The following is a 14,761-nucleotide window of genomic DNA, read 5'->3' as shown; positions in this document are numbered from 1 at the left end:
TCAGACCCCCATTCCGGGGATCTCGGGGACCAGGCCCCACAGCGCGAAGGTCATCAGCACATCCAGGATCCCGATCGCGAGGATCGCGGTGCGCAGCGCGCGGCCCGCGGCCTGCCCGACCCCCGCGGGCCCACCCGAGGCGTAGTAGCCGTACGCGCAGTGCACCAGCGAGACCACCGCGGCGAAGACCACCGCCTTGAGTGCTGCGTAGACGAGGTCCTGCGGGGACAGCGCCAGGTGGAAGAAGTAGTCGTAGGTGCCCGCGGAGGCACCGCCCCAGAACACGATCACCAGCCGCGTCGAGAGGTAGCTCGCGAGCAATCCGACCATGAATATGGGGAGGACGCAGACCATGGCGGCCAGCACCCGGGTGCCGGCGAGGAACGGGATCGAGCGGATTGCCATCGCGTCCAGCGCGTCGATCTCATCCGAGATCCGCATCGCGCCGATCTGGGCTGTGAATCCGGTGCCGACCTTGGCCGCCAGCGCGATCGCGACCACGACCGGCGCGAGCTCGCGGGTGTTCGCGATGGCGGAGAGCATTCCCGACATCGTCGTCATCCCGACCAGTTCGAGACCGCGCTGCGTCTCGACGCCGAGCATCATCGCGGCAGCCAGGGACATCGCGAACACGATTCCGATGGTGCCGCCCCCGGAGAGCACCGAGTTGGTACCGAAGCTGACCTCGCTGATCTGGCCGAGGACGTGCTTGCGATATCTCGTGAGCGCGAACGGGATCGATGCGACGGTCCGCGCATAGAAGGTCACGTGCCTGCCGACGTCCACCAGCGCTCCGTAGACCGCCCTGGCGGGCACGGTCGACTGACGCCGGACGCGGACCATCGTGTCGAAGCCGACCATCAGTAGGACCCCACGGCCGGGACGATCACGGTGTAGAGCGCGGAGAGTGCGGCGTTGACGATGAACACGAGGGCGAAGGCGATCACCACCGCCTCGTTGACCGCATCCGCGACTCCTCGCGGCCCACCCTTGGTGTGCAAGCCCTTGAAGGTGGCGACCAGGGTGGACGTGAGACCGAAGACCGCCGCTTTCACCAGCGCCATCACGAAGTCGGACATTCGTCCGTACTGACTGAAGGTCGACATGAAAGTCCCAGCCGGAAGATGTTGAACGTAAATGTGATAGAGGTAGCAGGCCATCACGCCGCCGAAGGTCACCATCGAACACAGCGCGAGCGAGACCACCACCGCCGCGACCAGCCGGGGCGCGACCAGCCGCTCGATGACATCGATGCCCATGACCTCCATGGCATCGATCTCCTCCCGGATCTTGCGTGACCCCAGGTCGGTACAGATCGCCGAGCCCGCCACGCCCGCCATCATCAGCGCGCACACGAGCGCGGCGGCCTGCCCGACGATGATGAATGCCACCACCGCACCCGAGTACCCACCCGCACCGATCCGGCCCGCGAGCTCGCCAACCGACACCGCGATGAACACGCCGATCGGGATCATCAGCAGCAGCGAGGGGCCGGTGCTGACCCGTCCGATGAACAACGTCTGAGTGATGGTCTCGTGCAGAGACAATCGGCGGCGGAACAACGCTCGGACCAACGCCACGAGCGAGAGAACCGCGAATCCGATCAGGTACCCGCCCTGGTTCGCGACGTCACGAACCGGCCCCTTGGCGACCGGTAGTTCGTACGTCATGAGAGCCCCCTCTCAACCCGTTCGCGATCGAAGCCCCTCGGGGTCCGAATGCGTGAAGCCTCTCACAGCAGACAGCCAACCGCAATGATTAAGTGAACGGCGATTCTCGCAAATGAGACATGTGACGCACCTCCCCCTTGGCGCGGACGACCCTCCCCGCCGCCCGCTCCCCCAACCCCGACGTCAGCCGGCTTTCGCCGACACCGATCCGTGGTTCTTGCGCAGGTCACCCTTGACCACCTTGCCGCTGGCGTTCCGCGGCAGCGCGTCCACGATGACCAGTTCCTTCGGGTGCTTGTACCTCGCCAGTCGCGCTTCGAGGAACTCGGAGAGCTCATCGAGTGTGAGATCGTCACCCCGGAGCGCCACGACGGCGACGGGAACCTCGCCCCACCTGTCATCCGGTCGCCCGATCACCGCCGCCTCCAACACCTTCGGATGCGCGAAGAGCGCATTCTCGACCTCGGCGCAGTAGATGTTCTCCCCACCGGAGATGATCATGTCCTTCTTCCGGTCTACGACGAAGATGAACCCTTCCTCGTCCTGGCGAACCAGGTCTCCGGAGTGGAACCATCCGCCCGCGAACGCATCGGCCGTGCCCTGCGGATTTCGCCAGTACTCGCGCATCATGGTCGGGCCGCGGTAGACGATCTCGCCGACCTGCCCGGCTGGCACGTCATTCATCTCGTCGTCCACGATGCGCGCCTGAACCGTCGGGATGACCTTGCCGACCGATCCCAGCTTGCGCACTGCGTCGTCGCCGTCCAGGACACAGGTGATCGGCGACATCTCGGTCTGCCCGAACACCGCGACGTTGACCGCGTCAGGGAAGGTGTCGGACATCGCCCGAAGCACCACGTCAGAAGCGGGTGCAGCACCCCAGCTGATCACTCGTAGTGCCAGGTCACGTTGCCGCACTGTGGGTTCCGCGCACACTGCCTGCCACTGCACCGGCACGAGGAAGGCCGTGGTTACCCGCTCCGCCTCCCAGACCTCCAGCAGCTCCGTTGGGTTGAATGCACCGAGCGGATGGATCACCGTCGGCACTCCGAGCACGAGGGAAGGAGCCATGCTCCCGAGCGCGGCGATGTGGAACATCGGCGACGCACAGAACCCGACGTCGTCGCCGCCTGACATTCGCAGGGCTCGGATACAGGTCAGGGCCTGCGCCTGCATGTTCGCATGTGAGAGCACCGCCCCCTTGGGGCTGCCCGTCGTGCCGGAGGTGTACATGATCAGCGCGGGGGTGTCCTCGATCAGGTCGATCGGCGCGTGGGCCGCGCCGTCCTCGTCGAGCAGTTCTTCGTAGCCGAGCATCCCGTCCGCACCCGGCTGCCCGACGACGACACAGGTCGACAGGGCCGGAACCTGAGCTCGCACAGCAGCGACCAGGGGCGCCAGCGGTGTGTCGGTGACGACCGCGGTCGCGCCGCTGTCGGTCACGATGAATGCGATCTCGGGCGGGGTGAGGCGGAAGTTGACCGGAACCGCGATGGCGCCGAGTGAATTGACGGCGAGAACCGCCTCGAGGAATTCGGGGCGGTTGAGCATGACCAGCAGAACCCGGTCACCGGCCCCGATGCCCCGGCGAGCGAGCGCGTCCGCGAACGACTCCGAGCGCCGATGCAGCCCGGCCCAGGTCGTGGTGGTCCCTTGGAACCTCAGAGCCACCGCATCCGGCCGCATGACCGCGTGCGTGGCGACCTGATTGTTCCAGTGATTCCTACGCGACTGCAGCGGCTGCGAGAGCAGATCATCGCTGAATGACATCTTGATGTCCCTTCCCTGGCACGGTGTGGCTGACGTACCCTCACGGATGCGCCCAGTATGGCAATACCAGATCTAGCGCGCGGCGTTTTTGTTAACAGAGATTCGCAGCGGGAGTTTGGGTCTAGCTGCCGAATTCGGGAGCCCGGCCGCCAAGCATCGCGGCCACACCCTCCCGAAAGTCCGGGGCGGCCAGCAGCTCGACCTGGCCCTCGGTCTCCCGCTCTATGGCCTCGTCGATGCGGGCGAGCGTGGCGGCCGTCAACGAGCGTTTGGTCAGTTCGATCGCTCGCCGTGGTCCGCGCGCCAGCCTGGCGGCGACGGCGTCGACGTGGGACGCCAGCTCGTCCTCCGCCAGCACCCGGGCGATCAACCCTGCCGCCGCGGCGTCCGCGGCGCCGAGTTTCCTACCGAGCAGCGCCATCTCGGTCGCCCTGGCCCGGCCGATCGCGGCGGGAACGAGCAGACTCGATCCACCATCAGGCATCAGCCCAACGTTGACGAATGCCAACAGGAAGTACGCGCTCGGCGCCGCGAACGCCAGATCCGCCGCGAAGGCGATGGACGCGCCGATACCGGCCGCCGCCCCGTTCACTCTCGCGATCACCGGCACCGGCAACGTGAGAATCGCCCGGATCACTCGGTTCGCCGATGCCATCACGGCACGGGGGTCGGCCCCGGGACCGTCCGCCGCCGTCGCAAGGTCAGCGCCCGTCGAGAACGCCGCACCCGCCCCGGCGATCACCACGACCCGAACCGACGGATCCTCCGCCCGCCCCGTCAGCAGGTCACCAAGGGCGTTCATCGACTCCAGGTCGAGCGCGTTCATCCGCTCCTGCCGGTCGAAGGTGACCCGCAGGACGCCCTCCTCCAACTCGACCCGGAGTCCCGCATGTCGGGCCACGGCCATCTTCCCTTCTCGTGCACGAACACGAACAGAACGGCGACATTCGGGGCGCGGCTTCACCCGGCCCGGCGAGGGTGATCACACGGTGAGAATGATGGCTAACTTTCACCCACGAAACCTCGCCTGTCAACAACGAATTCTGTTGCCAGCCTGACTATTGCATGGAGCGCCCGTTCGGCTCGGTCACGACCATTCCACGATCCGCACTTTGCTTGTGGATCGGCGCGGCGGGACTCTCCGGTAAGGTGTGGGGACCGAAGTCAGGAGACGTCGATGCCCCAGACGACCACCGGCCGGCCGGCTTCGGCCGCCGCGCCCGTTCGGCGACGACCGAAGGACCGCAAGGCGCAGATCGCCTTGGTGGCGGCGCAGGCCTTCAGCGAACGGGGCTATCACGCGGTCGGCGTGGACGACATCGCCGCCGCTCTCGGCATCTCCGGACCTGCCCTGTATCGCCACTTCCCGAACAAGTACGCCTTGCTGGTCCACGCCGCGATGGGAACGGTGGGCGCCCTCCGATCGGCCTCCGATGCCGCCGCCGAGTCCGACGATCCGGACCGCACCCCCGAGCTCCAATTGGATTCCGTGCTGCGAGCGCTGATCGTGACGACCGTCGAAAGCCGGAAGACCGGTGGGCTCTACCGGTGGGAGGGCCGCTACCTCCGGCCGGACGACCGGGACCTGATGCGGGCCGAGTTCGTCGCGGTGACCCAGAACGTCGCGGGGCCGCTGCGCGAGTTGCGACCCGAACTCACCGAACGCGAATCGGTGATCCTCGCGGCAGCGGCGCTCAGCGTGATCGGAAGCATCACCGCCCACAGCGCCGCGCTGGCGAACCGCAAGATCGAGAAGCTCCTGCTCGGCACCGCGCGGGGCGTGTTGAGATGCGACCTGGCAGCCGCGCCGCCCGCGACGACGACGATCGACGATCCCGCCACTCAGCGCGGACTCGCCGTGACCTCCAAGCGTGAACTACTGCTCGCGGAGGCGGTGAAGATCTTCCACGACCGCGGCTATCACGAGTCGAGCATCGAGGAGATCGGCGCCGCCGCCGGCATCAACGCGTCCAGCGTCTACCGGCACTTCCCCAGCAAGGCGGACCTGCTGGCGGCCGCATTCCACCGGGCAGCCGATCGCCTGGCCATGGCGACGGCGGCGGCGCTCGCCGCATCCACCGACCCGGACGAGGCCCTCAGTCGACTCTCGGCCACCTATATCGATCTGGCATTCACGCATCCCGAGGTGCTCTCCGTGTACTTCTCGGAGATCGGCAACCTGCCCAAGCAGGAGCGCACCAACCTCCGCAACGTGCAGCGCCTGCACGTCGAGGAGTGGGTCCACCTGCTCACCGCGGTTCGGCCCGAGCTGTCCGCGGTCGAGGCCAGATTCCTGGTGCACGCGGCTCTCGGCCAGACCCTCGACGTGGGCCGGCTACTCCATTTCGACACCGGCGCACAGGCCCGCGGCCGGATGCAGACCCTCATGCTGACGGTGCTGCACAGCTGACCGGCCGCGAGCCGTCGCCTCAGACCGTGGCGCCGCTCATGATCGCCGATTCGAGCTCGTCGTACGACTCGTGCAGCAGCTCGACGTAACGATCGTCGTCCGGCAACTGCAACGGATCCGCTGTGACGTTGATCGTGAGGACATCCCCGACGCTGTCGACCCGGTGCGCAAGACCGGCGAGCCCCGAGAGCGGGCACAGGCCGAAACTCGCGACCACCGTCGCATCGCCGAGCTTCATGTCCGCCGGCCCCTTGGGCACGTTCGAGACGAGCGCGTTCCCCAGGCTGACAGTCGACGACTCCGACTTGGGCAGCGCGCCGAGAACCGCAAGGCCCGCGCGAAGGAGAGCGCCAGGAACGGCGCCGGGGAGCTCGTCGAGCGTCAACGACGCGGGAGTGGTCGTGCGGACCCGTTCGTCGAGAACCGAATCGTGGATCTCCCGCACCCGCTCGACCGGGTCCTCGGTCTCGGTGTGCATATCCACGTACATGGTCACGAACCGGTTTCGCGACGTCGCCTCCACGGTCGAACGGGTCGACATCGGAACCCCGGCACCCAGCGACCCGGCAGGCACCTCGCCTGCCGCGTGCAGGTAATTCCGCATCGCCCTGCCGATCACGGCGAGCACCAGGTCGTTGACCGTGACCTCGCCGAGCCTTGCCTTCATCGCGCGCAGGCTGCCGAGCGGGAGTATCGCGGTGTTGAAAACCCGATCCGGGCCCAACGGCTGGTTGAGCGTCGTGCGCGGGCGAACGGCCGTTGGCGTCCGGTACAAACCCAGATCGCTTCCGAGTTGCAGTGCACGCTGCGCCGACCGCGCCCTGAGGAGCTCCTGCGCGAGCCGGCCCAGGTTCCGCGGGGTCGATCCGAGCGCGCGCGCCAGCATTCCGACCTGCGACGGCGGCGCGGCCACGTCCACGACGTCGACCATTCCGTCCCGCTCGCCCGGCTCCGCCGCGAAGAGGCGGCGTGCGATCGCGGCGCTCAACATGCCGTCCGCCGCCGCGTGATGCAGCTTCAGCGCCGCCACGGTGGCCTCGCCCGGGATGCCGTCGATCCCGCGGACGCCGGAGACCACGTGCAGTTCCCATGGCGGTCTGGACTCGTCCATCGGGCTCTGCAGCAGGTCGGCGAGCAGCGTCCGCACATCCTCCCACCGCTCGGCCGTGTGGAAGACGAGGTGATTGTCGACGGAGAACTCCGGATCCTCCGCCCAGTACGGGTGGTCGAGGTCCAACGGCACGCGGACCACCCGCTGCCGCAGCATCTCCATCCCGCCCGCGCGATCGGCAATCCACCGGGTGATCTCCACGGGATCCGGATGTCGATCCGAATCATGTTCGGCCACAAAGGCATACGCGGTCATAGTGGCCTGTTTGGCCTGTTCCTTCTCCACGTACAGAAATACGGTGTCTCTCGGATGCATCTGCTCCATGTACCGCCTCATCCCCAACACGCGCCGCTTCACCCCGAGGCGACGCTCCCGATGTCCAACCGTACCGGCGAACCATTCCCGAGGCAGATCTGGTCCCTTAGCTCGGCAAACGACTCGAGCAGGAGTTCGTGATAGCGGCGGATGTCGGCCAACTGCAGCGGATCGGCGGTGACATTGACGGTGAGGGAGTTGCCCACCGAGCCGACGGCGTGGGCCACCCCACCCAAACCCACGAGCGGCGCGAGGCCGAAGCCGGCGACGACGGTCGCATCGCACAGGCGCAGGTCCGCACCGCCACTGCGCACGCTGCTGACCAGAGTGTTGACGTAGTGGATCGAGTCCGACCGTCGCTTCGGTCGTCCGTAACCGATGCGCAGCGCGGCTCGAATCACCCATCCGGGTATGACTCCGACGACATCGCAGGAAGCCGCCACGGCCTCGGCAGGAATGCTCAACCGCTCGCGCTCCTCCAGGACCGACCGATGGATCGCGCGGACCCTCGCGATCGGATCGACCGTGGCGGTGTGCAGGTCCACCGCCATCGTGAGGAACTGATTTCGTGACTCGGATGCGCGGGTGTGGCGGATGGACATCGGAACCGCGGCGGCCAGCGAACCCGCCGTCGGGCCGTCGACCTCGTGGAGGTACCTGCGCAACGCGCCCGCGATCACCGTCAGTACGAGGTCGTTGACGGTGACCTCGCCGAGCGCGGCCTTCATGTCCCGCAACTCGTCGAGCGGGAGGAACGCCACGTCGAAGACCCGGTCGGGGCCGAGCGGCTGGTTGAGCACGGTCCGCGGCCGCTTCGCGACGGGCAGGGCGTGCGTGCCCTCCTCGCGTTCGACCAGGAGCCGGTGGCGCGTCGCGCGGAACTCTCGCAAGCCGCCGACGAGCTCACCGATCTTGCGCGGGCACGCTCGGACGGCGGAGGTGAACAGACCGGCCGGGGCCGGTATCTGCAGCGCGGCGACCGGCTCGCCGGGGCGAACGGCCGGGACCTGGCCTGCCCCGAACAGCGCCCTGGAGATGGTGGTGCTCAGCTCGCCGTCCGCCATCGAGTGATGGAACTTCATCACCGCGACCGTGGCCTCCCCCGTGACGCCGGGGATATCGCGGACCCCGGTGACGACGTGGAGCTCCCACAGCGGCCTCGACCGATCCATCGGCTGCTGCACGAGCTGCGCCATCCATTCGCGCAGCTCCTCCCATCCCGAGCCGTCATGGAAGAAGAGATGATCCTCGACCGAGTGCTCGGGATCCTCGGCCCAGTACGGATGGTCGAGGTCGAACGGGACGCGGACCAGTCTTTGCCGCAGTACAGCGATCCCGCGAGCGCGGTCGGCGATCCAACGGGTGATCTCCCGGCGCTCAGCCGGGCGCGCCTGCGAACCATCGGGGACGAACGCGTAGGCGGACAGAAAGGTCTGCCAGGCGACGGGACGCTCCACATAGAGGAACACCGCATCCCGCGGATCGACCTGCAGCACGTAACTCCCCGTTCGTCGACCCCTGCCGGCGAGACGGTACCGTTTGACACTAAGCCCCGCGCATCGAGGCTCCCGCAGCGCGGGACGACGCGCGTTCCCCGCCGGTCAGCCCCGACCGTGGTTCTGGTCCACTCCGAGATCGCTCGGTCGGTAGCCAACCGGGTATCCGGGATAGGTCCGGTTGTGCGGGTCCCTGGCGGCCTTCGACCTTCTGCGCGGCGGCAGCAGCCGGACAGCCTTGGACCGGGCAACCAATCCGCGCTGCGCGACGCCCGTCATCCAGGCCGGTGCGGCCGGGAACCCGAAGGCGGAGCGCATCTGCTGATCCAGCATCGCGTAGACCCCCTGCCGGACGGCAGGCCGAAGCGGACGGGGGAACCACGCACAGAACAGGTCCCGGGTGTAGACGCCGATCAGGTGATTGTCCTCGGTGTACCGGAAACGCTCGGCCTCGTACTCGATCTTGAACCTGTAGAACTCCTGAAAGTCCTCCGGGATGTCCTTGATGCCCATCCGCAGTCCGACCTCCCGGTAGAAGAGGAAGGAGGCAAGTCGCTCGTTCGGGTGCAGTGGGCGCCATCCGTAGCGGTCGATCCAGTCCAACGGATCGAAAGCGAAGGTGCTCAGCACGTACAACATGTCCGAATTGTCGATGTCGTACTTCGCGTGCATCCGGTTCACCATTCGCAGCGACTCCGTGCCGCGGGGCGAGTCGTAGCCGTGCTCGACGAGTTCTGCCATCAGCAGCGCGGTGTCGTCATAGCGCTTCTGCGGCCGCTTCTCGAACTCCCCGGTCCTGCGCAGCAACGCGGAGATCGTGGGCACGCAGTAGGTCCGGAACAGTGCGAACTCGAGCGCGCGCTGGTAGTCCCACGGAAACTCGAAGCCGGCGGTGATCCGATGGATCTCGTGGTTGTCCGTTGCCGGATCGAGTTGCTCGATCCGGTGGAGCCAGCCATACCTGCCGCGCGGTCGGGACGGGTTCTCGTTCACCAGCAACATCGTGCCCCCTCAGCTCCGGCCGTGCCGCGTCTTGAGCAACCACGCGGCGATCTTCATGTCTCTTGGTTTGCGTTCCATCGACAGCAGGTTCAGCGGCGCCCGGTACTTCTGCCGGGCAACCGACTTGGCGCGGCTGAACTCGCGCAGTCCGTCCGCGCCGTGGATCCGGCCGAAGCCCGACTCCCCCACCCCGCCGAACGGAAGCGCAGCCACGCCCGCGAATCCCAGCACCGAGTTGATCGTGACCACTCCGGCTCGCAACCGCTCGGCCGCCGCCACCGCCCGCCTGCGGTCACCGGTGAAGATCGAGGCACCGAGTCCGTACTTGGACGCATTGGCCGCAGCGATCCCCTCATCCAGGTCCGCGACCCGGTTGATCACCACCGTCGGCCCGAAGGTCTCCTCCCGGACGGCGCTGCTGTCCTCCGGAACATCGACGAGGATCACCGGTTCGACCAAGGACCCGCGGATCGACTCCGGGCCGCCGAGCACCGCGCGACCGCCCCTGGCGATGGCGTCGTCGATCTGCCCACGCACCACCTCCGACTGCCGTGCCATCGTCATCGGCCCATACGAGGAGTCCGGGGCACCGCCAGGCCGCAACCGCTTGGCCTTCTCGGTGACCTTCTGCACGAACGTGTCGAACACCCCGTCCGCCACATAGATTCGTTCCACACCGACACAGGTCTGGCCCGCGTTGCCCATGGCGCCGAAGACGGCGAAGTTCGACGCCTCCTCCAGATCCGCATCTGCGTCCACCAGCATCGCGTCCTTGCCGCCGCACTCCGCGACCATCGGGGTCAGGGTCTCCGCGCACAAGGCCATCACCTTCTTGGCGGTCGGCGTCGAACCGGTGAACGCGACCTTGTCGACCCCGGCCCTGCAGAGCGCGGTCCCTGTGTCGCCGTCACCCGTGATCACCTGCAGCACAGGCTGGTTGGGGACGAGCGCTTGCCACTTGTCGGCAATCCACACCGCGACACCCGGCGTCAGTTCACTCGGCTTGAAGACCACCGCGTTGCCCGCCGCGAGTGCGTACGAGATCGAACCCATCGGCGTGTACAGCGGATAGTTCCACGGCCCGATCACCCCCACCACGCCGAGCGGCTGGTACCGAACGGTCGCCTCCTGATTGGCGCTCACCAACCCGGCGGGCACCTTCTTCTTGCCGAGCACCTTCGCGGCGTTGCGGGCAGCCCAATCCAGGTGCTCGACGGTGAGCATCACCTCCAGCAGGGCGTCGCCAGGCGGTTTCCCGGTCTCGCGGGAGATCACGGCGGCCAGCGCCTGCGCGTCGGACGCGAGCGCCGTCTTCCAGTCCAGCAGCCATCGCTTGCGGCCGTCGAAGCCCAGCGACTCCCACCAACGCGCGGCGGGGCGAGCCCGCTCGACGACCCTCGCGACCTCGTCCGCGTCCGCGACCGGGTAGCTGGCGATGACCTCGTCGGTGCGCGGATCGAGCGACTCGATCACCCCCGCCGCCGCGGGAGACCCTGCTGTCTCGGTGAGCTCGCGCTTCTTGGCCGCCTGCTGTGGCATGGACAGTTCCCTCCGTCGCCGATCGCTGTAGATACTTCGCATCAAATATATTTGATGTGATGTACTGTTGTGAACATCACATTAGGCGGCGGCAGGCCCGCCGACAAGACCACATCGACACTGATCCCCCGGCGCGCACCGTGCGCCCACACGACCAGCGGGAGCCATACGAAGATGAGCGTTGAATTCACCACGGAACAGAGGGCATTCGCCACGTCCGTCACAGACTTCTGCAAGCGCGAGGCCGGTACGCGCGAAAAGCGCGATCAGTTGACGGATCACGGCGCGCACAATCACAACCAGGGCGTATACGAGAAGTTGGCCGAGCTGGGCTGGCTCGGGCTGACCATCCCGGAGGAATTCGGCGGCTCCGACGCGACCATGGTCGACATGTGCATCCTGCTCGAGCAGACCCACCGCGGGATGTTGCCGATCGGCGCGATCGGGCCGACGCTCATCACCGGCGGGGCATACGCCAAGTTCGGTACCCCGCAGCAGAAGGACGATGTGCTGCGCGGCATCGTCCGCGGTGCGTCCCAGTCGATCTCGATGTCCGAGCCCGAGGCCGGTTCCGATGTCGGGAACCTGAGCACCAAGGCCGAGAAGACCTCGGACGGCTGGCTGGTCAACGGCCAGAAGACGTGGTGCTCCAACGCCCACATCTCGGATAACATCCTGCTCGTCGCGAGAACGAGCCGCGGCGAGAACAAGCACGAGGGAATGACCATGTTCCACGTGCCTGCTCGCACGGACGGCCTGAAGATCAGCCCTATCGAGCTGATGGGCGGCCAGAAGGAGACGAACGACCTCTACTTCACCGACTGCGTACTCCCCGCGGATGCGGTGGTCGGCGAGGTGGGGAACGGCTGGCGTCAGCTGATGACCGGGCTGAACTTCGAACGGCTGATCCTTGCCGCGATGATCCTGGGGACCGCGGAGCGGGCCTTCGACGACACCCTCGGGTACATCACCCAGCGCAAGCAGTTCGGCCGGCCGATCGGCAGCTTCCAGTCGCTGCGGCACCGGATGGCCGACCTCGCCACCGAGATCGAATGCACCAAGCTGCTCGTCTACAACGTCGCTCGCGAGGCGGATGCCAACCCGGACAAGGTCCTCGCCCGGGAGGCCTCTATGGCCAAGCTGAAAGCGACCGAGACCGCCAAGCGCGTCGCCCTCGAGGGCATGCAGATGATGGGCGGGTACGGCTACGCCACCGAGTTCGACATGGAGAAGCATGTCCGCGGGGCGCTGGTGTCCACCATCTTCGGCGGGACCAGCGAGATTCAGCGGGACATCATCGGCAAGACGTACGGCTTGTAGCCACTGGCAGGCGTTTAAGCTGAGTGCCGTCAGAAGGAGACTCGATGACCTCGTCCGCCACACCCCGCCCGAAGGAGGCGCGCGCGCTCCGTCGCCGCCCCCAGCTCTCCGATGACGTCGCGGTACACGTCCGCAACCTCATCATGTCGGGCGGGGTGCGGCCGGGCGAGTTCATCCGTCTCGACGAGACCGCCGCCGAGCTCGGGGTCAGCGTCACCCCTGTCCGCGAGGCCCTGCTGACACTGCGCAGCGAGGGCCTCGTCGAGCTGGTGCCGCACCGTGGGTACGTCGTCGCCACTCTCAGTCGTGGCGACATCAACGACGTCTTCTGGTTGCAGGGGCAGATCGCCGAGGAGCTGACCTCGAGGGCCACCGCAGCCATCGACAAGGAGACCCTCGACGAGCTTCGCGCCATCAATGTGAAACTGGCTCGTGCCGTGGAGGATTCGGATGCTGCACGGATCGAGGACCTCGAGTTCGGCTTCCATCGGATCCTCAATCGGTTGGCGGGTTCCGCCAAGCTCTCCCGGTTCCTGCTCAATGCGACCCGGTACACGCCGGTGCACTTCTACTCGGCGGACCACGGCTGGGGCGATGCCGCCATCGCGAGCCACGACCGGCTGATCCACGCGATGGCCGTGGGCGACGCGGAGGAGGCCGGGCGCGAATCCCGGGCGCACTTCCTCGACGGGGCGCAGCGACTGATCAGCCACCTCGAAGATGTCGGGATCTGGGACTGACTGTGTAGTCGTCACCGCGCTCTAGCGGGTCACCGCCTCCGCGCCGGTCCACCAGTCGTCGAGGATGCCGGCGATCACGGCCAGGGCCTCGGGCGAGGCCATCCCCCAGTGCGTCGATTCCACCGGATGATTGTGGATCGCGCCGTCCACCACCGACCGCCAGGTCGAGGCCCCGAGCGACCCGCTCCTGTCTTCCTGCGCCGCGGTGAAGTACACGACGTCACCCGCGAACGACTTCGGGCGATGCGCGGCCAGCAGCGCGAGGGACTCCACCACTGATTCGACGGCCTGTGCCCGGTCGTCGATGCGGATCCCCTCCGGGACCAGCCCGCCGATCAGCTCGTCCGGTGTCGGCTCATCGAGGACCGACCGTGCAGGCGCGGCCTCGTGATCGGCGAAGCTGTCCATCATCGCCAGTAGCGCGACATCCTCGCCCTCTGACTGCAATTGGACCGCCATCGCCTGCGCGATCACGCCACCGAGCGACCACCCGAGCAGGTGATAGGGCCCCTCGGGTTGAACCGAACGGATCTCGCGCACGTACCTGTCGGCCCATTCACCGATCGAACCCGGCGCCCAGCCGGAGCTCCCGAGCGCGGGCGACTGCAGGCCGTAGATTCCGCGGTCGGACTCGAGGTGCCGGACCAGGCCGGCGAACGCCCACGACAGCCCGCCGATCGGGTGCACGCAGAACAGGGGCGGCTCGGATCCACCGACGCGGATCGGGAGCAGCACCTCGAAGGACGCCTCACCGTCAGCGTCGGCGCTCGTACCCGAGTCGATCCGATCGGCGAGCCCCGCCGGGGTCGGATCGGAGAACATCCACTGGAGGCGAACCTCGGATCCGAGCCGGGCCGACAGCCGAGCCACCACGCCGGTGGCGATCAGCGAGTTACCGCCGAGCTCGAAGAAGTTGTCGTCCAACCCGACCCGGCCGACGCCGAGCACCTCGGCGAGCACCTCTGCGATCGCGACCTCCGTCGTGGACACCGGTACGCGATACTCGCGGGCGACAGGCTCCGGCGCGGGCAGAGCCGAGCGGTGAAGCTTGCCGGACGCGTTCAACGGCAACTCCCCCAGCGCCACGAACACGCTCGGAATCATGTACTCCGGCAGCGCTCGGCCGAGGGAAGCGCGGGCGACGCCCGGATCGAACGACGGGTCGCCGACCACATACCCGACCAGTTGCTGATGCCCCAGGCCGTCCTGCCGGACCACGGCCACGGCCTGATCGACCCCGTCGAGCCCGAGCATGGCCGACTCGATCTCGCCGAGCTCGATCCGCAAACCACGCAACTTCACCTGGAAATCAGTACGACCGATGTACTCCAACTCACCGCCGGCAGTCCACGTCACCAAGTCACCCGTCCGGTACATCCGCTCACCCG

The 14,761-nt window shown here is 67.3% G+C and carries 12 protein-coding genes; 3 read left to right on the top strand and 9 right to left on the bottom strand.

Translation table 11 applies throughout. The annotated features are described in order from the left end of the window. The 4 genes from FCG67_RS22980 to FCG67_RS22965 form a co-directional block, all read right to left on the bottom strand. On the bottom strand, positions 1-861 hold the full coding sequence (locus tag FCG67_RS22980) for an MlaE family ABC transporter permease (protein WP_097211061.1): 861 nt from the start codon (positions 859-861) through the stop codon (positions 1-3). Further along, entirely contained in the window at positions 861-1,670 is an 810-nt protein-coding gene (locus FCG67_RS22975) for an MlaE family ABC transporter permease (RefSeq protein ID WP_136911927.1), read from the bottom strand. Before FCG67_RS22975 ends, FCG67_RS22980 begins: the two co-directional genes overlap by 1 nt. A gap of 183 nt (positions 1,671-1,853) precedes the next feature. Next, positions 1,854-3,440, bottom strand: coding sequence for a fatty-acid--CoA ligase FadD5 (fadD5, locus tag FCG67_RS22970; protein WP_136911926.1), 1,587 nt, complete (start codon positions 3,438-3,440; stop codon positions 1,854-1,856). Positions 3,441-3,561: 121 nt separating this feature from the next. Then, positions 3,562-4,347 carry an enoyl-CoA hydratase-related protein gene (locus FCG67_RS22965; protein WP_136911925.1) on the bottom strand — a complete coding sequence of 262 codons (786 nt, stop codon included), beginning with the start codon at positions 4,345-4,347 and terminating at the stop codon, positions 3,562-3,564. Positions 4,348-4,617: 270 nt separating this feature from the next. On the opposite strand from FCG67_RS22965, the gene FCG67_RS22960 reads away from it, so the two are divergent. Beyond that, on the top strand, positions 4,618-5,850 hold the full coding sequence (locus FCG67_RS22960; RefSeq protein ID WP_136911924.1) for a TetR/AcrR family transcriptional regulator: 1,233 nt from the start codon (positions 4,618-4,620) through the stop codon (positions 5,848-5,850). A gap of 19 nt (positions 5,851-5,869) precedes the next feature. On the opposite strand, the gene FCG67_RS22955 is transcribed toward FCG67_RS22960, so the two are convergent. The 4 genes from FCG67_RS22955 to FCG67_RS22940 form a co-directional block, all read right to left on the bottom strand. Continuing rightward, a complete protein-coding gene (locus tag FCG67_RS22955; protein ID WP_281282355.1) occupies positions 5,870-7,276 on the bottom strand; it encodes a wax ester/triacylglycerol synthase domain-containing protein in 1,407 nt (468 codons plus the stop codon). 38 nt (positions 7,277-7,314) lie between these two features. Next, the gene (locus tag FCG67_RS22950) at positions 7,315-8,772 is read right to left on the bottom strand and encodes a wax ester/triacylglycerol synthase domain-containing protein (RefSeq protein WP_136911922.1); all 1,458 of its coding nucleotides are present in this window, start codon (positions 8,770-8,772) and stop codon (positions 7,315-7,317) included. 105 nt (positions 8,773-8,877) lie between these two features. Next, positions 8,878-9,774 carry an oxygenase MpaB family protein gene (locus FCG67_RS22945; protein ID WP_136911921.1) on the bottom strand — a complete coding sequence of 299 codons (897 nt, stop codon included), beginning with the start codon at positions 9,772-9,774 and terminating at the stop codon, positions 8,878-8,880. Positions 9,775-9,783: 9 nt separating this feature from the next. Further along, complete coding sequence (locus FCG67_RS22940) at positions 9,784-11,313, bottom strand: aldehyde dehydrogenase family protein (RefSeq protein ID WP_136911920.1); 1,530 nt, start codon at positions 11,311-11,313, stop codon at positions 9,784-9,786. Between the two features lie 174 nt (positions 11,314-11,487). Here FCG67_RS22940 and FCG67_RS22935 point away from each other — a divergent pair, with 174 nt between their 5' ends. Continuing rightward, complete coding sequence (locus FCG67_RS22935) at positions 11,488-12,633, top strand: acyl-CoA dehydrogenase family protein (protein ID WP_136911919.1); 1,146 nt, start codon at positions 11,488-11,490, stop codon at positions 12,631-12,633. Between the two features lie 44 nt (positions 12,634-12,677). Next, a complete protein-coding gene (locus FCG67_RS22930) occupies positions 12,678-13,373 on the top strand; it encodes a GntR family transcriptional regulator (RefSeq protein ID WP_136911918.1) in 696 nt (231 codons plus the stop codon). Positions 13,374-13,394: 21 nt separating this feature from the next. Here the strand turns inward: FCG67_RS22930 and FCG67_RS22925 are convergent. Next, positions 13,395-14,761, bottom strand: a 1,367-nt coding sequence (locus tag FCG67_RS22925) for a thioesterase domain-containing protein (protein ID WP_246045237.1), incomplete at its 5' end; no start/stop codon positions are given.

The organism is Rhodococcus oryzae, from assembly GCF_005049235.1.
Classification (GTDB): domain Bacteria; phylum Actinomycetota; class Actinomycetes; order Mycobacteriales; family Mycobacteriaceae; genus Rhodococcus_G; species Rhodococcus_G oryzae.
This window is presented reverse-complemented; position numbering and strand designations above follow the sequence as displayed.

Coding starts and splice junctions, on each gene's coding strand:
- FCG67_RS22940 (WP_136911920.1), bottom strand. CDS start 11,313: ATGCCACAGCAGGCGGCCAAGAAGCGCGAGCTCACCGAGACAGCAGGG.
- FCG67_RS22980 (WP_097211061.1), bottom strand. CDS start 861: ATGGTCGGCTTCGACACGATGGTCCGCGTCCGGCGTCAGTCGACCGTG.
- FCG67_RS22965 (WP_136911925.1), bottom strand. CDS start 4,347: ATGGCCGTGGCCCGACATGCGGGACTCCGGGTCGAGTTGGAGGAGGGC.
- FCG67_RS22945 (WP_136911921.1), bottom strand. CDS start 9,774: ATGTTGCTGGTGAACGAGAACCCGTCCCGACCGCGCGGCAGGTATGGC.
- FCG67_RS22955 (WP_281282355.1), bottom strand. CDS start 7,276: ATGCATCCGAGAGACACCGTATTTCTGTACGTGGAGAAGGAACAGGCC.
- FCG67_RS22935 (WP_136911919.1), top strand. CDS start 11,488: ATGAGCGTTGAATTCACCACGGAACAGAGGGCATTCGCCACGTCCGTC.
- FCG67_RS22975 (WP_136911927.1), bottom strand. CDS start 1,670: ATGACGTACGAACTACCGGTCGCCAAGGGGCCGGTTCGTGACGTCGCG.
- FCG67_RS22930 (WP_136911918.1), top strand. CDS start 12,678: ATGACCTCGTCCGCCACACCCCGCCCGAAGGAGGCGCGCGCGCTCCGT.
- fadD5 (WP_136911926.1), bottom strand. CDS start 3,440: ATGTCATTCAGCGATGATCTGCTCTCGCAGCCGCTGCAGTCGCGTAGG.
- FCG67_RS22960 (WP_136911924.1), top strand. CDS start 4,618: ATGCCCCAGACGACCACCGGCCGGCCGGCTTCGGCCGCCGCGCCCGTT.